This is a genomic window from Staphylococcus pettenkoferi, from assembly GCF_002902685.1.
Taxonomy (GTDB): Bacteria; Bacillota; Bacilli; order Staphylococcales; family Staphylococcaceae; genus Staphylococcus; species Staphylococcus pettenkoferi.
Genome location: NZ_PPRN01000035.1, coordinates 1 through 20,871 on the forward strand (window position 1 = coordinate 1; position 20,871 = coordinate 20,871).

General features: G+C 38.3%; 22 protein-coding genes. 20 read left to right on the forward strand and 2 right to left on the reverse strand.

All coding sequences use genetic code 11. From position 1 onward, the window contains the following. The first annotated feature begins 36 nt into the window (after positions 1-36). From CD126_RS06995 to CD126_RS07005, 3 genes are all read left to right on the forward strand, one after another. Complete coding sequence (locus CD126_RS06995) at positions 37-675, forward strand: SDR family oxidoreductase (protein ID WP_049406059.1); 639 nt, start codon at positions 37-39, stop codon at positions 673-675. 204 nt (positions 676-879) lie between these two features. After that, a complete protein-coding gene (locus tag CD126_RS07000; RefSeq protein WP_103370238.1) occupies positions 880-4,335 on the forward strand; it encodes a dynamin family protein in 3,456 nt (1,151 codons plus the stop codon). Positions 4,336-4,351: 16 nt separating this feature from the next. After that, positions 4,352-5,233 (forward strand): 5'-3' exonuclease, encoded by an 882-nt coding sequence (locus CD126_RS07005; protein WP_049406063.1) that lies wholly within the window; start codon positions 4,352-4,354, stop codon positions 5,231-5,233. A 120-nt stretch (positions 5,234-5,353) separates the two neighbouring features. On the opposite strand, the gene CD126_RS07010 is transcribed toward CD126_RS07005, so the two are convergent. Then, positions 5,354-5,761, reverse strand: coding sequence for a ribonuclease HI family protein (locus CD126_RS07010; RefSeq protein WP_049406064.1), 408 nt, complete (start codon positions 5,759-5,761; stop codon positions 5,354-5,356). 162 nt (positions 5,762-5,923) lie between these two features. Here CD126_RS07010 and CD126_RS07015 point away from each other — a divergent pair, with 162 nt between their 5' ends. Beyond that, positions 5,924-6,484, forward strand: coding sequence for an RBBP9/YdeN family alpha/beta hydrolase (locus CD126_RS07015; RefSeq protein ID WP_049406065.1), 561 nt, complete (start codon positions 5,924-5,926; stop codon positions 6,482-6,484). 94 nt (positions 6,485-6,578) lie between these two features. Here CD126_RS07015 and CD126_RS07020 read toward each other — a convergent pair whose 3' ends face one another. After that, on the reverse strand, positions 6,579-7,286 hold the full coding sequence (locus CD126_RS07020) for a queuosine precursor transporter (RefSeq protein ID WP_049406066.1): 708 nt from the start codon (positions 7,284-7,286) through the stop codon (positions 6,579-6,581). Between the two features lie 748 nt (positions 7,287-8,034). Between CD126_RS07020 and CD126_RS07025 the strand changes: the two genes are divergently transcribed. From CD126_RS07025 to CD126_RS07100, 16 genes are all read left to right on the forward strand, one after another. Further along, positions 8,035-8,220 (forward strand): zinc-finger domain-containing protein, encoded by a 186-nt coding sequence (locus CD126_RS07025; RefSeq protein ID WP_002470990.1) that lies wholly within the window; start codon positions 8,035-8,037, stop codon positions 8,218-8,220. A 12-nt stretch (positions 8,221-8,232) separates the two neighbouring features. Next, entirely contained in the window at positions 8,233-9,348 is a 1,116-nt protein-coding gene (locus CD126_RS07030) for a conserved virulence factor C family protein (RefSeq protein ID WP_049406068.1), read from the forward strand. 18 nt (positions 9,349-9,366) lie between these two features. Then, on the forward strand, positions 9,367-9,801 hold the full coding sequence (gene brxA / locus CD126_RS07035) for a bacilliredoxin BrxA (protein WP_049406069.1): 435 nt from the start codon (positions 9,367-9,369) through the stop codon (positions 9,799-9,801). Positions 9,802-10,032: 231 nt separating this feature from the next. Continuing rightward, positions 10,033-10,989 carry a thymidylate synthase gene (locus CD126_RS07040; protein ID WP_049406071.1) on the forward strand — a complete coding sequence of 319 codons (957 nt, stop codon included), beginning with the start codon at positions 10,033-10,035 and terminating at the stop codon, positions 10,987-10,989. 37 nt (positions 10,990-11,026) lie between these two features. Then, the gene (locus CD126_RS07045) at positions 11,027-11,512 is read left to right on the forward strand and encodes a dihydrofolate reductase (protein ID WP_049410433.1); all 486 of its coding nucleotides are present in this window, start codon (positions 11,027-11,029) and stop codon (positions 11,510-11,512) included. A gap of 14 nt (positions 11,513-11,526) precedes the next feature. Next, the gene (locus tag CD126_RS07050; RefSeq protein WP_049406075.1) at positions 11,527-12,372 is read left to right on the forward strand and encodes a DegV family protein; all 846 of its coding nucleotides are present in this window, start codon (positions 11,527-11,529) and stop codon (positions 12,370-12,372) included. A gap of 23 nt (positions 12,373-12,395) precedes the next feature. After that, positions 12,396-12,923: a peptide-methionine (S)-S-oxide reductase MsrA gene (msrA, locus tag CD126_RS07055; RefSeq protein ID WP_049406077.1), complete on the forward strand. Its 528-nt coding sequence runs from the start codon at positions 12,396-12,398 to the stop codon at positions 12,921-12,923. Then, the gene (msrB, locus tag CD126_RS07060; protein WP_049406079.1) at positions 12,916-13,344 is read left to right on the forward strand and encodes a peptide-methionine (R)-S-oxide reductase MsrB; all 429 of its coding nucleotides are present in this window, start codon (positions 12,916-12,918) and stop codon (positions 13,342-13,344) included. The genes msrA and msrB overlap by 8 nt, the downstream gene beginning before the upstream one ends. Before the next feature lie 13 nt (positions 13,345-13,357). Next, positions 13,358-13,858: a PTS sugar transporter subunit IIA gene (locus tag CD126_RS07065; RefSeq protein WP_002471000.1), complete on the forward strand. Its 501-nt coding sequence runs from the start codon at positions 13,358-13,360 to the stop codon at positions 13,856-13,858. After that, on the forward strand, positions 13,858-14,079 hold the full coding sequence (locus CD126_RS07070) for a YozE family protein (protein WP_049406082.1): 222 nt from the start codon (positions 13,858-13,860) through the stop codon (positions 14,077-14,079). Before CD126_RS07065 ends, CD126_RS07070 begins: the two co-directional genes overlap by 1 nt. 336 nt (positions 14,080-14,415) lie before the next feature. Beyond that, entirely contained in the window at positions 14,416-15,879 is a 1,464-nt protein-coding gene (locus tag CD126_RS07075) for a S41 family peptidase (RefSeq protein ID WP_103370239.1), read from the forward strand. Positions 15,880-15,897: 18 nt separating this feature from the next. Then, positions 15,898-16,407, forward strand: coding sequence for a GNAT family N-acetyltransferase (locus CD126_RS07080; protein WP_049406086.1), 510 nt, complete (start codon positions 15,898-15,900; stop codon positions 16,405-16,407). Positions 16,408-16,417: 10 nt separating this feature from the next. Further along, positions 16,418-17,491, forward strand: coding sequence for an undecaprenyldiphospho-muramoylpentapeptide beta-N-acetylglucosaminyltransferase (locus CD126_RS07085; RefSeq protein ID WP_049406087.1), 1,074 nt, complete (start codon positions 16,418-16,420; stop codon positions 17,489-17,491). An 18-nt stretch (positions 17,492-17,509) separates the two neighbouring features. Beyond that, complete coding sequence (locus tag CD126_RS07090; protein ID WP_103370240.1) at positions 17,510-18,124, forward strand: phosphatase PAP2 family protein; 615 nt, start codon at positions 17,510-17,512, stop codon at positions 18,122-18,124. A 651-nt stretch (positions 18,125-18,775) separates the two neighbouring features. Further along, positions 18,776-19,438: a response regulator transcription factor gene (locus tag CD126_RS07095; RefSeq protein WP_103370241.1), complete on the forward strand. Its 663-nt coding sequence runs from the start codon at positions 18,776-18,778 to the stop codon at positions 19,436-19,438. Beyond that, entirely contained in the window at positions 19,435-20,790 is a 1,356-nt protein-coding gene (locus CD126_RS07100) for a HAMP domain-containing sensor histidine kinase (RefSeq protein ID WP_049406092.1), read from the forward strand. The genes CD126_RS07095 and CD126_RS07100 overlap by 4 nt, the downstream gene beginning before the upstream one ends. Positions 20,791-20,871: the final 81 nt, after the last annotated feature.

Genomic DNA, 20,871 nt, shown 5'->3' on the forward strand with positions numbered 1-20,871 from the left:
GTAGTATATCTATCTTTAGAATAGGAGTGATTAATAGTGACACGACGTGTACTTATATTAGGGGCAAATGGCAAAGTTTCTAAAGCCGCTATCAATTCATTTCTAGAAAATACAACTTATACTTTAAGACTTTTCCTCAGAGATGCAAACAGATTGCCAGACTATGCGTCTGACCGTATTCGTGTAAGAGAGGGCGATGCGACAGATTTTGAAGCTGTTAGTGCAGCAATGGCAGATGTCGATATCGTTATTGCAAGTCTTTCAGGTGACTTAGATCAAGAAGCTGAAACGATTGTCCAAGCTATGCAAGAGAACGAAGTGAAACGTCTGCTCTTCGTCACTGCGCTAGGTGTGAATAACGAAGTCCCTCAACCGTTCCAAGATTGGGTTGAAGAACATTTAGGTAATCGTTTAGAGATTTACCGTAAAGCAGCTCAAACGATCGAACAATCTGGCCTTGATTACACATTGATTCGTCCTGCTTGGTTAACGAACTTAAACGAAGTCGATTACGAAATCACTAAAAAGGACGAAACATTTAAAGGCACTGAGGTTTCTCGTAAAAGTATAGGGGCGCTCATGGTGGAAATTGCGAAACATCCAGAGCTCTATTCACGTGAAGATATCGGCGTAAACAAGCCCAATACCGATGGCGAGGCACCAAGAGATCTTTAATTTAAAAGTATTACATTTTTATTAAGACATTGAATCTTATATCACTATATTAACGCTAAAGAGACAATTTCTATGGACAGGCTATAGAAATTGTCTCTTTCTATAGTCAATGATCTACCCTCACTGAATTTAACACTTTAGACACATCGTTTTTTATTATACAATTAAACTAATCAACAATCGGTAATAAAGGGGATTACAAGCATGGCGAACACCGAACAATTAGACATACTTTATAAATTGAAGAAAGAAGTAGAGAAATCAAATAATTCTCGACTCGTACATATCATTAACCAAGTGATTAAGAAAGTATATCTCGAACAATATACTGCGACGTTTGTAGGGCATTTCTCAGCAGGTAAATCTACATTAATTAACTCCGTATTGGAACAAAGCATCTTACCAAGTTCACCCGTTCCTACGACGAGTAACACTGCCATCGTTTCCGTTTCAGATGAACCGGGAATCATCGCAAACTTAGATAAGCAACGTTACACCATTCTAGATAACTATGACCAAGTGAAAGTGATGAACCGTGAGAATGTTGATGTTGAGTCTGTAGAGATTAAATTTGAATCATCAAAATTCAATAAAGGGTTCACGCTCCAAGATACACCTGGGGTAGACTCCAATGTCGCTACTCACCAAACAAGTACAGAACAGTTCATGTATACAAGTAACATCATCTTCTACACGGTCGATTATAACCACGTTCAATCCGCGTTGAACTTTGAGTTTATGAAACAGCTCAACAAGGCTGGAATTCCGGTTGTCTTCGTTATTAATCAGATTGATAAACATAACGAAGAGGAAATTACGTTTGATACTTTCAAATCACGTGTAGAGAAGTCAGTTCAAGATTGGGATCTTAACCTTGATAAGATCTTTTACGTAACGAAATTCGACCACCCAGAGAACCAAATGCAGGCACTCTCTGATTACATGGTTGAGAAAGATACGTACCGCGAAAGCATTGATGATTACGTTGAACGCATCGTTCAATTTATCACAGACGAACAACTGTCTTATATTCAAACTGAAATCCAACAAATACTCGATACGTTGGATATTCATGAGGAAGATTTCGACCAAGCTTATTTAAACTTCCAACAACGTCAAGAGGTCAGCGAAGAAGCGCAGTTATTAAATAATCCTGATCAGCTTTATAACTTTTTAAAAGAAAAGCGTAAAGACATATTAGATAATGCCTACGTCATGACACATGACACACGGGAAACGATTCGTCTTTATCTTGAAAGTAGAACGAAAGATTTCAAAGTAGGCGGTTTGTTTAATAAGAAGAAAAAGACGGCTGAAGCACAAGAAACACGACTTAACAATGTGGTCGATCAATTACAAGAGAAAATCGATCAACAAATCCGACAACCGTTGCGTGAAGACATGTCATTCCTCACTCGTTTTATCAACGATACTGAAGTGAATGAACGTATCTTAAATCAACACTATACGATTCAACCTGAAATTATAACGTCTCTGTATCAAGAGCAAATTCACATCAGTAACCAATACGTGCTCACATTCTCAGATGATTTAATGAAATCCATCAAACAGTTTGTGAAGAAAGAGTCAGAGCCATTATTTAAAGATGCGATTGAACACGCGCATGCTGAGGACTTAGCTATGGATGATGAGCAAGATATGAATGACTATGAGCATTTTATCCAGTTGCGTAACTTGAGAGAGTCACTGACGACACGCAACTATCAACACTATTACATCCATCTTCACGACTCACTCGACAAACTGATCGACCGTACAGAAATTCAATACAGTCCGTCATCAACTACAGCCGACAACGGTACAGAAGAGGCGAACGATGCGGATACAAGTCAAACATCTAGTCAAGATCAAAGTAGCGAGATCGTTGCAGGACTCAAAGCGATACATGACGTTCCGCTCTTCGATCAGACGAAGAAAGATATCGAAGGTACGTTGAATCGTCTCGAGCATAAGATGATTAAGATTGGTATCTTTGGCACGTTTAGTGCAGGTAAAAGTAGTCTGATTAATGCTTTACTTGGTGATAACTATTTAGTAAGCTCACCGAACCCAACAACGGCGGCAACAACGGAACTCACATACGGTGAAGATAGTGCGATTACACTCAAATCAGATGAACAATTACTCGAAGAATTGAACAATGTATTTGAAGTGCATGATGAATCATTCGAGTCCGTCGAAGCATTTTTACAATCTAATACGAAGAAATTGAAAGAAAAACTTGAAAAGAACCAACTTGCCTTTATCAACGCAATTGAAAAAAATTATAGCGACTACAGAGAAATGTTGCAATCTGGCGAGAAACATACGATAGGTCAAGAGGAAATACGTAAATGGAGTTCAGAGGACGAATATGCCACGTTCGTCAACACTGTGCATATTCAGCTACCAATTGACTGGCTGAAAGATAAGATTATCGTGGACTCACTCGGTTTACATTCCAACAACCAACGTCATACGAATGAAACTGAGAAGATCCTGACGTCTTCTGATTTAATTCTCTACGTCAGCTACTTTAACCACTCATTTACTGATAACGACAAACGCTTTATTGAACACATGAAAGACATGAATCAGTTGAATGAGAATCAAGCTTTCAAGATGATTATTAATGCGACTGACTTAGCTGAAAGTGAAGACGACCTCAATGCGGTTAAGGATTACGTCCGTGATGCGCTGGCTCAAGTTAATATGAAATCTCAAATCTTCGGCGTTTCAAGTCGTGAAGCACTGCGCAGTGGAGATGAGGGGATTGACGCTTTACGCGAAAGTATCGATCACTTCGCCTCAGTAGAATCTAAATTTATTCTTCAAGATCATATGATGCATCAGTTGAAACAAGTCTCTGTGGCATTTGAAGAAATGATCAATGAATTTGAAACAAATCAATCTCAAATTGAAGAACGTAAGAAGAAACTCAACCAACTTTCTCAACAACGTGTGTTGAAACCGAATTTACTCAACACAGTACAACAGCGTAGTCAAAATGAAGTAGAAGACCAAATTTATCATCTAACTCAGCGTTTAAATCTTCAATTATTAGATGAAGTGAAATCAATTTATAATAGTCAGATGACGAAATTTGATGACTTTAATAAAGAGAAGAGACGTTCAACGAAATTGTATTTAGATCAAATCCATCAACGTTTATATCTCGAACAATCCTTACTCGTAGAACGTACGAAGAAATATTATCTAGAGCAGCTTGAAGACGAATTTGCACCGCTTCAACGCTTTCTCAATCAAGTGCACGTCTTTATCGACCCAGATTTCAATCTCGCTGAAAGTGACATCACAGAACCATATATGTACCTAGAACTCAATGAAATGTTTAATGCGTTACCTAAATCATTGACGAAGAAAAAGATCATTCAACCAAAAGTACAGCGTGATATCCAACAAACCATCACTGACAATACGACTGAGTTGTTAAAACCACAAATCGGCAACTTAAGACAAGCACTTGCAGAATACGTCGACCAAATGATTCAAACATCAGAAGCTGATTTTGATCAACTTGAAGCTGACATTCAATCACAAATTGAGTCACTACTTGCATTCGATATTGATGCTTCACTCATCAATCAAATCCGAGAAGCAAACACAAGTCTTAAATCTGCAATATCAATCGACGACTAGAAAGAGGCACGTAGTTATGACACATAGAATATTACTGGTGGATGGAATGGCGTTACTATTTCGCCATTTCTATGCCACAAGTTTACACCAGCAATTTATGAGAAACTCTCAAGGAACACCTACAAATGGCATTCAAGGTTTCGTACGTCACGTCTTCTCAGCAATCGATGACATCCAACCTACACATGTTGCTGTTTGTTGGGACATGGGGCAAGCGACGTTTCGTAATGACATGTTTGAAGATTACAAACAACATCGCCCCGCACCACCTGAGGAGCTCATTCCACAATTCGACAAAGTTAAAGAAGTGTCCGAAGCTTTAGGCTTTGCAAATATTGGAATGACGAATTACGAAGCTGATGATGTAATAGGGACTTTAGCCCGCAACTATTCAGACGCACATGACGTCTTCGTGGTTACCGGGGATAAGGATATCTTACAATGTCTCAATTCAAATGTTGAAATTTGGCTTACGAAGAAAGGTTTCAATATTTATAACAAATATGACTTACATCGATTTGAAGAAGAATATGGTATTACCCCGCATCAGTTAATCGATGTCAAAGCGTTTATGGGCGATAGTTCAGACGGTTACCCAGGCGTCAAAGGGATTGGAGAAAAAACCGCTTTAAAGCTCATTAAACAATACGGTTCTGTAGAACAAGTCATTGAGTCTTTAGATCAACTCACGCCAGGACAGCAGAAGAAGATTGAACAAGATATGGCCGCACTTAAGATGTCTAAAACGTTAGCGACAATTCATACAGAAGTTCCTATCGATACGACACATCTACTAGAACATTTAGTTTATAATGACGATATCTCTCATGCTTTAGATGTGTGTGAATACCATGAGCTCAAAGTTTCAGGTAGTTATCTTGCGACACATTTTCTATAAAAGTGATTTAGTAATAATTAAATGCATAAAAAGAAACGGCTCCGTCGATATTCACCTTACAAGAGAAGGTAAAACATTCGATGAGCCGTTTTTTAATATGGTATGAAGTCGTATGCGACATTAGCGCTTCTTATTGCTCTTTAAATATTGAAATAATCCTTGTTGAGCATAGTGATTAGCTTCACGATTAGACTTTCTCGGAATCCATTTTACGAATAAAAGAAGAAAGTGAGATTCTAGTTGTTGAATCTGCTCGAAATACGGTCTGAAGAGGGGATTCTTCACTGATTCACTCTGCATGCTATCTTCAATTAATTTAGAATCCGTATAGACCAACGCATTGTCGACTTGGTGTTGAGAAGCAAGTTCTAAAGCAAATTTGAAAGCCGCCCATTCTGCCGTGTGATTATCCATCTCACCTAAATACGTCGTTTCAATCTTGCGTTCGGTCTCAGTTATAATGACTGCAGCACCGACACTTGGTCCTGGGTCGCCACTCGTCGCTGCGTCGAAATAAATCTTAGCCATGGTTCACTTCCTTTATCATTATGTTACGACATCTGTCGCGACTATCATATCATATAATATTATGTATCAAGCACAAATTAAGTTAAACTTTATTTATGATAAACTCACTGTAGACTGAATTGAGTTTATAATCTTTAATATTTTGTATAAAAGGTGAGAACAATGAACAAACAATTATTTATCGTCCACGGCTATCAAGCCACACCTCAAGATCATTGGTTCCCTTGGTTAGCCGAAGAAATGCGTAAAGAGGGTTATCAGACGACTTCAATACCGTTGCCTCACTCTGATCAACCGCAATACGAAGAGTGGCAAGCGACATTACATCAATATTTAGATCAACACATGGATCAGAACACAATTATCGTTGCCCATAGTTTAGGTGTGATTGCTATCTTAAGTTACCTCACATCTTTACCTCAATCTACCAAATTAAAAGGGCTGTTCCTTGTAGCTGGTTTCAATGAACCTCTACCACACATTCCACAACTTGATACGTTTATTCATCGTTGTGATGTGCGCTTCAGCAAAGTCCAAGCACAACACATGTATACGATTGCTGCTTCCGAAGACCCTTCTGTACCTTTAGCTGCAACGAATAGAGTGTCACATGGGTTGAATATTTCAACTACTATCGTGCATCATCAAGTTCACTTCCTTGCTCGTGAAGGCTTTACATCATTCGAAGCTTTAAAGGATATGTTAGTTAACATAGATAAGTAGAACAAACTCAAAGAGTGAAACGTAAACATCGCAATGATGCACGTTTCACTCTTTCGTTTTGTAGTTATTTTATTGACGATATGGATTCAAATACTTACTTATCAAAGGCATCTATGTGATCAATTTTACCTTTACGATACATCGACTTCGCTACATAACCGAAAGGCACGTTGAAAATAGTTGAAATCATTTTAAGTAGATAAGTGGTAATAAAGATTTCAAAAACTGCCATAGCCGGCATTGAACCTGCAAAAGCAATCAACACAAACAACGCTGTATCAACGATATTACTCAATAGCGTACTCCCGTAGGCACGTACAATGAAAGTGCGATCTGAACTAAAAACACGCTTAATCATACTGAATAAGAAGACGTCGAGATGTTGACCGATAATATAAGCGATCACTGAACCGAGTGCAATACGTGGAACGACGTTAAAAATCGTTTCCAAAGCATGTTGTGTGTGATCGACCGGTGATGGGATAAAAGTGAGCGACATTTGCATCACGATAATCATCACTAAGGTTGAGCTGAAACCGAGCCACACTGCTCGCTTAGCTAAACGACGACCATAAATATCATTGAGAATATCCGTAGCCAGATAGATAGAGGCGAACATCACATTTCCTAACGTGGCCGAGATAGAGAATAAATCAATCGTCTTGATAACTTGAATATTAGCAATCACAGTTCCAATCGCAATCCATGCAATTAAACCATGTTTACCAAAGAGACGATACATCAAGACGAGTAAGATAAACGTCACTAGAAAAGTGAGCACACCAAATAATTCATTAAACAATTCAATTCCTCCTAAATTTTGGTTACGCGGGTGTTTAGAAACCGCGTTAAACTAACTTGCTCATTCTATACCTAAAATAGTGAGAAATCAACAGCGTCAGAGATAAAATTAAAAGGAATTAAGATAATAGTTAAATACGATATTGATATGACAAATTTATCAATAATAAGTTGAGCAATAGGGTGCCTAAGCACTTGAAAATTAAAAATTTGAAAGCAGTAAGTAATTCAACTCTAATAACTAACGGTAATAATATTCATTTCTATCTCCTAACAGATTTGAAAATAACAAGAAACGATATGTGTTTATTATGTCCATGCATCAACCCGTAGTTTAATATCGAGCAGAATTACTTGTGTGCTATGTTAGATTAATATATCTTTATTGCTCCGAGCTCTATTGTTTTCAAAAGACGACTTGACACGCTTGATAGATTAAGGCTGCAATGAAAATCCATTTTTTTGAACTTGGAAAGTGAGTAAAAATTAGTTGAATGCATTCCCGTAAGAAAGGAAAGTCGTCAGACTGAAAACAAAATTATGTTGAGCACCTAAATTAAAATGTCAAAGCTTTTACTAACAAACAACCCAGCATCTATCCAAAAAATTCATTTCAGATATTAAACAAGATAGGGCACTAATGATATAATAAGACATAATATCGCCTTCTTGTTCTTAGGCTGAATCCTTGTATTTCACACGCATTCAAGATATGATAATCCACGATTCGCAGGTAGGAGTGTGATACATTGTTTTCACCAACCGAACAACGAGCACTTAATGAAATTGATCAATTAATGAACGATTATTGCAAAGACTGCATTTTAAAAACACACTTAAGAAAGACCCAAGGTAAAAACCAAGCCCATTATTTCTGCATCAATGAATGCTCAATAGGCAAAGAGATTAAACAATTAGGCAATGAACTGCAATAGGGAGTGAGCGTTATGGAAATAGTACGAGTTGAACCAACACCGAGTCCAAATACGATGAAGATTGTCTTAAGTGAAAAACGCGAAGATAATAAATCAAACACATACACACAAGTACAAGACGACCAGCCAACATATATTAACAATGTACTTGAACTTGAAGGTGTGAAATCCATCTTCCACGTTATGGACTTTCTCGCTGTCGATAAAGAACCTAAATTTGACTGGGAAGATGTCTTACCTCAAGTCACTGCTGCGATTAACGACGAAACAGCAGAAACTACAGAAGCTACACCAGATGAACATTACGGTGAGGTTAAAGCAGAAGTTCTCATGTTCAAAGGGATTCCGTACCAAATTAAACTCACGACACAAGAAGATGAACAGCGTAAACAATTACCTGAACGCTTCGTAGATAGTATGTTAAGCGCTCAAAAAGATAGTGATAACGTTGTATTTTTAAGAAAGTGGGAAGATTTCGGTATCCGTTACGGAGAACTCGACGATATCATGGAAGATATTTCTGAAGAGATCCAAGCGCTTTATCCAGACGAGGAATTACAACGCTTGGTCACTGAAGCGCTAAATACGGATGTCGTGATTCCTGAAAAACAATATCAACACGTGACATTAAATGAGTATCGTCAAACAGACGATTGGAAAGCGCGTTTGAGAATGTTGAAGAACTTTACTACACCGACGAAAGAAGACTTTGACTTACTCGGTTATGTCTTAGATGAAGAGAGTAAAGTGCCGCTTCGTCGTGAGGCAGTCGTGTTACTTGGCATGATTGAAGATCAAGAAGTGTTGCCATATATTTATAAAGGGTTGCACGATAAAAGTCCAGCTGTCAGACGTACAGCAGGTGACTGTCTCAGTGATTTAGGCTTTAAAGATGCGCTTCCAGAGATGGAAAAAGCTTTAGATGACCCACAAAAAATCGTGCGCTGGCGTGCCGCGATGTTCTTATTTGATGAAGGTGGGCATGATCAATTACCAGCACTTAAAGCGCACGAAGATGATCCAGCTTATGAAGTTAAACTGCAAATCGAGATGGCTATTTCACGAATTGAAAGTGGCGACGAAGCACTCGGTTCAGTTTGGAAACAAATCGCTAATAGAAACAAATAATAGAGAGGAGATTCTATGATGAATGCTTATGAAGCTTACATGAAAGATTTAGCTAAACAAATGCGTGAAGAGCTCACTTCACACGATTTCACTAGCTTAGAATCTGCCGATGCAGTGAATGATTATATGAAATCAGTAAACGATGATGAAACTACCTTTGTAGTTATCAACTCAACATGTGGCTGTGCAGCTGGGCTTGCGCGACCTGCAGCTGTAACTGTGGCAGAACAAAACGATAAGAAACCTGATTACAAAGTCACTGTCTTTGCAGGTCAAGACAAAGAAGCAACTCAAGCAATGCGTGAATATATTTATCAAGTGCCATCTAGTCCATCTTATGCATTATTTAAAGGGCAAGAACTTAAGCACTTTATTCCACGCGAACACATTGAAGGCCGAGACATCCAAGATATCTGTATGGATATTAAAGATGCTTTTGATGAACATTGCTAAATAAATAGCTATAGTCAGGAGACAAAAACACGAGCTCATCACAATAAGAGGAGGATTAACATTACAAACCTTTTCTTCTTATTGTGGCAAGCGCAATGTTTTTGTCTTTTTTATTTCATTATGAGTTATTCTCTAGAAAAATTTGACCCTTAGGTATATAAGATATTTCCATTTCAGAGCGATTTATTTTAGGATAATGTTAAAAGGACTTTCGAAAGGAGTAGCCAACGATTGTTAAATTCATTCGATAAAGCTTATCATAGCTTATGCGAGGAAATCCTTGCATGTGGCAATAATAGAGACGATCGCACCAAGACAGGTACACGCTCTAAATTTGGCCATCAGCTGAGATTTGATCTCAGCAAAGGATTCCCGCTTCTCACTACTAAAAAAGTTTCCTTTAAACTCGTAGCAACTGAGCTACTCTGGTTTATTAAAGGAGATACAAATATACGGTATTTGTTGCAATATAATAATAATATATGGAACGAATGGGCCTTCGAGAACTACGTACTATCATCTGATTATCATGGCCCAGATATGACGAATTTTGGGCATCGTGCACAACAAGATGCTGAGTTTAAAGCAGAATATCAGAAACAGATGAAACAGTTTAAAGAACGCATCTTAGAGGACGATGCGTTTGCTGAGCGCTATGGCAATCTCGGCAACGTATACGGTAAACAATGGCGCGATTGGGTGGATCAACATGGCAATCATTATGATCAACTTAAACAAGTCATTGAGCAAATTAAAGCACACCCTGAATCACGTCGCCATATCGTTTCAGCATGGAATCCAGCTGAAATTGATACGATGGCTTTACCGCCATGTCATACGATGTTTCAATTCTATGTTCATGATGGTAAATTAAGCTGCCAACTTTACCAACGGAGTGCCGACGTCTTTCTCGGCGTACCATTTAACATCGCAAGTTACAGCTTATTAACGCATCTTATCGCGAAAGAATGTGGTTTAGAGGTTGGAGAATTTATCCATACCTTTGGTGATGCACACATTTACAGTAATCACTTTGACGCTGTGAACACACAACTTTCACGCGACGGTTACGAACCACCTCAACTTCGTATCAACTCAGATGCATCGATCTTTGATATTGATTATGAAGATTTAGAAATCGTCGACTATCAATCTCATCCAGCTATTAAAGCGCCGATTGCTGTGTAAGATATGAGATGAACTATACTTTAAGGAGATGACTATTATGACATTATCTATTCTCGTTGCACACGACGAACAGCGTGTCATTGGTGTAGACAATCAACTACCTTGGCATTTACCGAATGATTTGAAACACGTGAAGAAGTTAAGTACTGGTAATACACTCGTAATGGGGCGCAAAACGTATGAATCTATAGGTAAACCTCTACCAAACCGACGTAATGTGGTACTCACAAGCGATCATTCTTTCAATCCAGAAGGTGTCGACGTCATTCATTCTTTAGATGACATTAAAGCACTGCCAGGCCACGTCTTTATCTTCGGCGGTCAATCTCTCTTTGAAGCGATGATTGATAAAGTCGATGACATGTATATTACTGTGGTCGAAGGTAAACATAAAGGGGATACATTCTTCCCGCCTTATACTTTTGAAGATTGGGAAGTCGTATCTTCAGAAGAAGGCGAGCTTGATGAGAAGAATACGATCCCACATACATTTTTACACCTCAAGCGTAAGACAGAGAACTAGGAGGACTTCCTTAAATGACTAAATATAAAATCGTCACTGATTCTACGTCAGATTTACCACCATCGTTTCTACAACAACATGACGTGCATGTGATTCCATTAAACATAACGATTGATCAAACGTCGTATACTGACCAGCTTGATATTACGTCAGATGAGTTTCTCAAGCGCCTTGAAGCAGGTGCAGATACGAAGACGAGCCAGCCCGCTATTGGACAATTTATCGAAACGTATGACAATCTCGGGTCGGATGGCTCAAAGATTATTAGCATCCATATGACATCACAACTTAGTGGGACGTATCAAACAGCTGTGCAAGCGAGTCATATGAGTAACAGTGACGTTACTGTAGTCGACTCTCAATCGATTTCGTTCGGTCTAGGTTATCAAATCAAACACTTAATAGAGTGGACAAGACAAGGCTTAACTGTAGATGAAATACTCAAGAAGATTCGACATTTACAAGACAATACGAAACTCTTTGTCGTCATTGGTCAACTCAGTCAATTAATCAAAGGCGGTCGTATCAGTAAGACCAAAGGGTTAATTGGTAATATGATAAAGATTAAACCCATCGGCACATTAATCGATGGTCGACTAGAGATGATTCACAATTCACGAACGCAAAAATCTGTGATTCAATTTCTTAAAAAAGAAGTACATCAATTTATCGAAGGTCATCAATTGAAATCAGTCGGCATCGCTCATGCCAATATCATTGAGTTTGTCGACAAGATTAAAGCACAATTTAAGGAAGAATTTCAGTTTGATGATTTCGATGTTAATACAACTACGCCAGTAATCTCTAATCATACTGGACAAGGTGCGATTGGCTTAGTCGTTGTTAGAGAATCAATCTGACAGCTTATCAAAGGAGGTTAACTATGGCCTATGCAACATTAGCCGGTGGTTGTTTCTGGTGTCTCGTGAAACCCTTCACTTCTTATCCAGGCATTGAAAGTGTCGTCTCAGGATACAGTGGTGGCCACGTTGCAAATCCAACTTATGAAGAAGTGTGCTCTGATCAAACAGGGCACGTAGAAGCTGTACAAATCACTTATGACCCAGACATCACTGATTTCGATAATATATTAGATATTTATTTTAAAACGTTCGATCCCACTGATAACGGTGGACAGTTCTTCGATCGTGGTGAGCACTATGCTCCAGTAATCTTCTATCACGATGAAGAACAGAAGAAAGCAGCGGAAGCTAAGATTCAAGAGCTCAACGAAGCTGCGATATTCAACAAACCTGTCATTACACCCATTCGTCCGTATAAGAACTTCTATCCCGCTGAGTCGTATCATCAAGACTTTTATAAAAAGAATCCGATGCATTACGAACAGTATCAACGCGGTTCAGGCAGACAAGCATTTATTGAAAAGCACTGGGGGAAACAGAATGATTAAAAAAGATAAAGCAGATTTAAATGATATCGAATATCTTGTAACACAAGAAGATGGCACAGAACCGCCATTCCAGAATGAATACTGGAATCACTTTGAGAAAGGCATCTATGTGGACAAGATTTCAGGTAAACCGCTATTTACCTCTGAGGACAAATTCGAATCCAGTTGTGGCTGGCCGAGTTTCTCAAAAGCACTCGATGATGACGAAATTATCGAGCTAGCGGATAAATCTCATGGTATGCTTAGAACAGAGGTCCGTTCTGAAGATGCAAATAGCCATCTGGGTCATGTCTTTAATGACGGTCCTCAAGATAGAGGCGGTCTGAGATACTGCATCAACTCAGCTGCTATTCAGTTTATCCCTTATGATAAACTTGAAGAGCTAGGCTATGGCGAATTAGTATCTCATTTTAAAAAGTAAGGAGTATTAGAACATGTTTAAGAAATTATTTGGTAAAGATAAAGAAGTAAGTAAAGATATTGAAATTTATGCGCCGATGACAGGCGAATATGTGAAGATTGACGACATTCCTGACCCTGTCTTCGCTCAAAAAATGATGGGGGAAGGCTTTGGTATTGACCCTACTGAAGGTCACGTCGTTTCACCAATCAATGGTAAAGTAGATAACGTCTTTCCAACGAAACACGCTATCGGCTTGAAAGCAGATAACGGTCTTGAATTGCTCGTACACGTTGGTTTAGACACAGTTCAACTTGACGGCGAAGGTTTCGAAGTCGAAGTCGCAAGTGGAGATACAGTATCTGTTGGAGATCCTTTACTCACATTTGACCTTGAACACATCAAATCCAATGCGAAATCCACTGTTTCACCAGTTATTATTACTAATTCAGACCAAGCTGCTTCAGTGCATATTGAAGATGCACAAGCTTTAGTTAAAGGTGAAACGAAACTTGCTGATGTGACTATGAGCTAATGAAAGATCATTCATTCTATCATTATGCGATGACAGTTCGAGGTCAAAAAGATGACAAAGGTGTACTCGCTGAAGAAATCTTTGATGATTTGGCATTTCCCAAACAAGAATCAGACTTTAATGCGCTAAGTGATTATATTGAAACAGAAGGTGGTTACTCAGTATCCATGTCCGTCTTTGATGATATGTACGAGGACTACCAAGAGTGGTTGAAATTCTAATTCACTTAACCGTTGCAATTGTCATTACTCGGAAGAGCATGATAGGTCTATCTCTCGTACTCCGACACGTGAGATTATAAGCCAGATCTATCAGCAAATGAATACGCAATTTCATACTCTAAGCTAAGGTTATGACAGTCATTCTCACTGTAGTAGTTCTGTGATTGACTCACGCACATTGTTGGCACAAGCTTTGGTAGTTCCATTCCGACCCGTGCAAGGTAGAGTTGATTACGACTACGTCAGTTTATGTTCTAACCTTAGCTTACTTTATTGTGAAGTAACTATAAATTTCTTATTGTTTCAATTTTATACTAAAAGGAAGGAGTGAATGCGATGATAAATTCTGAAGAACATGAGACACAGAGCAATCCCTCTAAGAAACAGCACTCAGCTCGACCTTTACATATTAGAAAAAGCAGATTGGTACTACTTTTACTCGTCACTATCATTCTCACTGCTTTGATCGCTGTTGCGGCTACTCTAGGTTTCCAACATTGGCGCAGTGGTTTAGACAAGCATCAACGGCAGTCATTATCCAAAGTCGAAAATGTGTATCAAACCTTAACGAATGATTACTATAAAAAGAAAGATCCCGATAAATTGTCGAAAGCAGCTATTGATGGCATGGTGAAAGAACTCGACGATCCTTATTCTGAATACATGACAAAAGACCAAACAAAGTCTTTCAATGAGGATGTGTCGGGAGATTTCGTCGGTATTGGTGCAGAAATGCAGAAAAAGGATAAACACGTTCAAATCACCAGTCCAATGAAAGGGTCACCTGCTGAAAAAGCTGGATTGAAACCTAAAGATATCGTGAAGAAAGTCGATGGTAAATCTGTGAAAGGGCAACCTTTAGAAGCGATTGTGAAAAAGGTTAGAGGTAAAAAAGGCAGCACTGTGACATTAACGATTCAACGTGGTACACATGAACAAGATTTCAAGATTAAACGTGATAAAATTCATGTGAAGAGTGTCGATTATTCAAAACATGGTAAGGTCGCTGTGCTTAAAATTAATAAATTCCAAAGTAGCACCTCAGGGGAATTGAAATCAGCATTGCTTAAAGCACATAAAGCAGGTATTCATAAGGTCGTGCTTGATTTACGAAACAACCCAGGTGGGCTCTTAGATGAAGCTGTGAAGATGATTAATGTCTTCGTCGATAAAAATAAAACTGCTGTTGAACTTCAAAAGGGCGACCATACAGAGAATATTAAAACATCTAATAACGCGCTTAAAGAAGCACAAGATATGGATGTGTCTATCCTCATTAACGAAGGTTCAGCAAGTGCTTCTGAAGTTTTTACCGGAGCGATGAGGGATTATAATAAAGCTACAATTTATGGTTCTAAGTCATTCGGTAAGGGTATCGTACAAACAACCCATGAATTTAAAGATGGCTCACTCTTGAAGTTTACCAACATGAAATGGTTAACTCCGAAAGGACATTACATTCATAAGAAGGGCATTCAGCCTGACCAAACAATCAAACCACCTAAATATCAACAACTGAGTGTGATTCCGACAGATAAAATATTAAAAGTCGGTGATAACAATCAACATGTTTCAACGATCAAGATTGGTTTGAATGCCTTAGGTTATCACACTGATGATGAAAGTAAGACGTTCGATTCTAATTTAGAACGCCAAGTGAAAGCTTTCCAGAAAGATCATCATTTAGATGAAACAGGTGAGTTTGATAAATCAACAAATGAGAAATTCACTCAAGCATTAGTCGATAAATCAAATAAACATGATACCGTGTTAGATGACTTATTACACAAACTACAATAATAAAGAGGTGTTGCCCTTATGATAAGATTAGCGACGACAGAAGATCTTCCGACAATCCTTGAACTTGTTGAAGAAGCGAAAGCATTAATGAAACAGGACAACAATCATCAGTGGGATGATGCTTATCCATTGGAAGAGCATTTTGAAGAAGATATCGAGAAAGAAACGCTTTATGTGTTAGATATTGATCAACACATATATGGCTTTATCGTCATCGACCAAGTTCAATCAGACTGGTATGATAAGATTGATTGGCCTGTCGATCGTGAAGGTGCATATGTGATTCATCGCTTAGCAGGCTCTCAAGATTATAAAGGAGCAGCGACAACGCTCTTTGACTTTGCGGTGAATCTTGCGCTCGATCACGACATCCACGTGCTCTTAACTGATACTTTCGCTTTAAATAAGCCAGCTCAAGGCTTGTTTGAAAAGTTCGGATTCTCTAAAGCGGGAGAAGCAGAAATTGATTATCATCCGTTCAATAAGGGTGAACCCTTTTACGCATATTATAAAAAACTAGAAGAATAGAGGTTGAATTATGGCAAAAATAGCATTTACAGGTGGAGGAACAGTTGGACATGTTTCAGTCAATCTCAGTCTTATTCCCACTGCTATCGAACAAGGCCATCAAGCATTCTACATCGGTTCAAAGCAAGGAATAGAAAGAGAAATGATTGAGTCACAACTTCCTAATATCACGTATCATACAATATCAAGTGGCAAACTACGACGTTACCTCTCTTTCGAAAACATTAAAGATGTCTTTAAAGTGCTGAAAGGCATTCTAGATGCGCGAAAAGTGCTGAAGAAAGAACGTCCTGATGCCTTATTTTCTAAAGGAGGATTCGTGTCAGTCCCTGTAGTTATCGCTGCGAAATCTTTAAAGATTCCAACGATTATTCACGAATCTGATTTAACGCCAGGCTTAGCGAATAAAATTGCACTCAAATTCGCCAAAAAAATCTATACGACGTTTGAGGACACAGTCAAATACTTACCGAAAGACAAGTCTGACTTCGTTGGTGCCACGGTACGCCAAGATTTACTTCACGGTGACAAAGGTCGCGGTTACCAACTCACTGAATTTACTGATAAGAAACCTGTCTTACTGGTAATGGGTGGCAGCTTAGGAAGTAAAAAGTTAAATGACATTATTCGTCAAAATCTCGATTTATTACTCGAAAAATACCAAGTTATTCATTTAACAGGTAAAGGATTGCTCGATTCGTCACTCACTGATGTGAAAGGTTATAAGCAATTTGAATTCGTAAAAGATGATTTAACTGATTTGCTTGCTATCACGCATACGGTTATCAGTCGTGCCGGTTCTAATGCTATTTATGAGTTTTTAACATTAAATATCCCAATGTTACTCATTCCACTTGGCTTAGACCAATCACGTGGTGACCAAATTGATAATGCGAAGAACTTTGAATCTAAAGGTTACGGACGCATGATAGCTGAAGATCATCTCACTGAACATCGTTTGATTGATGAGTTGCAAGATATCGAAGCACATCGTTCAACGATAATTGATGCAATGCATGATTACAAAGAAAGCTATACTAAAGAAGACTTATTTAATAAATTTATTACAGATGCATTAGGTTAAACGAAAGAGGTAGTATTTATGACGAGATGGAAACGTATACTCATATTGATCATTTGTATCATACTCTTTAGTTTAATCGCCTTATACCACGGCGCCCAAATCGGACGTGAAGTTGATAATGGTGTCTATCATTTCATCTTCTCATCCGAAAGCTTTCTTACAACTACGTTCTTCATAGGAATAACGAAGATAGGAGAAGTCTATACGATGGCCGTCTTATCATTGATCTTGGTCATCTATCTTGCGCTCAAACGCTATTATGTAGAAATGCTATTCTTCGTGTTTACGATGGGACTTTCAACGATTCTCAATCCGTTACTAAAAAACATCTTCGATCGTGAAAGACCGACTGTATTGCGACTCGTTGAAGCCTCAGGTTATAGCTTTCCGAGCGGACATGCGATGGGCTCCATTGCATTCTTTGGTAGCCTAATTTACTTAGCACATCGTTTAATCAAATCGAAAGCAAGAATTGTCGTTTATATCATTTGTACGCTATTTATTCTAGGTATCTGTTCTTCACGCATTTATTTAGGCGTACATTATCCGACTGATATCATGGCAGGACTATTAGGGGACGGCAGTTCCTTGATACTTTCGACACTCATTTTGCGACACAAATTGCAGATTTAGTGACGGTATCACTGAGTAAAATTAAATCTTATTAATGATAACAATGTGAATATATATCATATGAGTACCGCTCTAGAAAGGTTAGCGACCTAGAGCGGTGTTTTATAGCTAAAAAATCTTAAGCGTGTAGTAGGAGGGTAGGAGGGCGTTCATCTCCTTAAGTTTGAGTACGTATAGTCAACAAAAAAGCGACACAATTTCCGTTCACTGGAAACTTTGTGTCGCTTTCATGTGTCTTTAAGTCTTTGTAATACGTATGATAAAAACCGGTTTTTATATGGCAAACCGGTTTTTATTTAATAACACGTTGTCTCGCAACGTTAGTCTTTTACGGGCATATAAAAGGGGATATTGTGAAAATGATCAATCCAATTAGAACGAAATATGTGTGGGGGGAATAGTTCATTTGGTATTGATAATCATTTTCAACTACAATTATACATGACTGAGAATGGTTGTCAATTAGAAATGGCAACTTTTTTCAAGAAAATTTTTAACTCGTTCTTAAAAAGGCGCTATTAAAGTAATCTCACGCTTTTCTTTTTCTAAAGATTATCAGAAAAAAGACGTTTACCTTTTAACCGAGTTGCGATATGATGTTGTTTACAAACAATTACGTAATCATATGAATTAAACTCTGAGGTGTAAAATATGACGAGAATACTCATTGTTGAAGATGAACAGAATTTAGCACGTTTTATCGAACTCGAACTCAAGCATGAGAATTATCTAGTAGATATTGAGAACGATGGTAGAAGTGGACTAGATCGTGCGCTCCAACACAATTATGATTTAATCTTATTAGACTTAATGTTGCCACACGTGAACGGACTAGAAATCTGCCGTCAAATCCGCCAGAAGCAACAAACGCTTATCATTATTATCACTGCGAAAAGCGATACATATGACAAAGTAACTGGACTTGATTACGGGGCTGACGATTATATCGTGAAACCTTTCGAAATAGAAGAACTGCTGGCGCGTATCCGTGCAACAATGCGTAGACAGCCAGAAAAGAATATCATTAATATTAATGGTCTCGTCATCGATATCGACGCCTTCAAAGTGACGGTAGATGATGACACTTTAGAACTGACGAAGACAGAATATGACCTTCTCTTCTTACTTGCGACCAATCGTAATCATGTCATGCATAGGGAACAAATCATTGAAAACGTGTGGGGATTCAACACCGAAGTAGAAACGAACGTGGTCGACGTCTACATCCGTTATCTACGCAATAAATTAAAGCCTTATCATATGGATAAATACATTGAGACCGTACGCGGTGTGGGATATGTGATACGACAATGAAGCAACGTCGATTACGTACCAAATGGATGGTCATCACTACAACCATCACATTTACAACCATCCTCATCTTTAGTATCATCATTATCTTCTATTTGAGTAATGCATTACGCAACAATGAGTTAGAGGAAGCACAACGTAGTTCTAATGATATTGGTTCATTATTTGAAGAAACACCTTACAAGCATATCTCGACTGTTGATTTAAACGCGTCTCTAGGCAACTTCCAGAAGGTCATCGTCTTTAACGACAAAGGCAAAGAACTGATTGATGCTTCCAACGATAATTCGATTACGTATCATCCTCAGTTACACACGCATCATTTAAACAAGGTGAAAGTGGTTAAGAATCATCACACCGCTTATTTCGTACTCACACAGCGCATCGATTCTGCGAAATTCCACGGCTACAGTGTGGTTATTCACTCGTTAGAGAACTATAATACGCTCGTTAATTCGTTATACTTCTTTGCGGTGACATTTGGAATCTTGGCTACAGTAATCACAGCACTCATCAGTTACTTTTTCTCATCTCAGATTGCGAAGCCTCTAGTCACTTTGTCTGATAAAATGCAGCTCATTCGACGCAACGGATTTCAAGAAAAGATACAGTTACCGACCAATTATGTCGAAACAGATAATTTAATCGAAACCTTTAACGCCATGATGACGCGCTTAGAAGATTCTTTTAACCAACAACGTCAATTCGTAGAAGATGCATCACACGAACTCAGAACACCATTGCAAATCATTCAAGGACATCTGAACTTAATTAAACGTTGGGGTAAGGAAAGTCCGGAAGTGCTTGAAGAATCACTCAACATTTCGCTTGAAGAAATGACACGTATCACGAAACTTGTTGAAGAACTACTCTTACTCACGAAAGATGACGTCACACAACACGCGTCTGAAGTGGAATGTGTCGATATTAATAAAGAAATTAAACAGCGGATTAAATCACTAGCACGCTTACACGAAGACTACACCTTCGAATTTGAACCTTATCCTAAACCATTATTGAAAGAGATCAATCGCTATCATCTTGAACAAATACTTATCATCTTCATCGATAATGCGATTAAATATGACCAGAACAATAAATACATTAAGATAGAAACTCAATTACGCAACAAACAAATTTCGATCAATATTACTGATCATGGTGTTGGAATTCCACAAGAAGATTTAGAGTTTATCTTCGACCGCTTCTATCGCGTAGACAAATCACGTTCACGCAAACTCGGTGGTAACGGACTAGGATTATCTATAGCGAAGAAACTCATCGAACATAATGGAGGCTCAATTGTAGTTGAAAGTGTGGTAGGTGAATATACGACGTTCCATATTCGCTTCTAGATTCATTTCTAAGCGCATGGGAACGTATTGATGTTTGAATTGTAAATAATTGTGAATAAAGTAAGTAACAATACTTAGCAG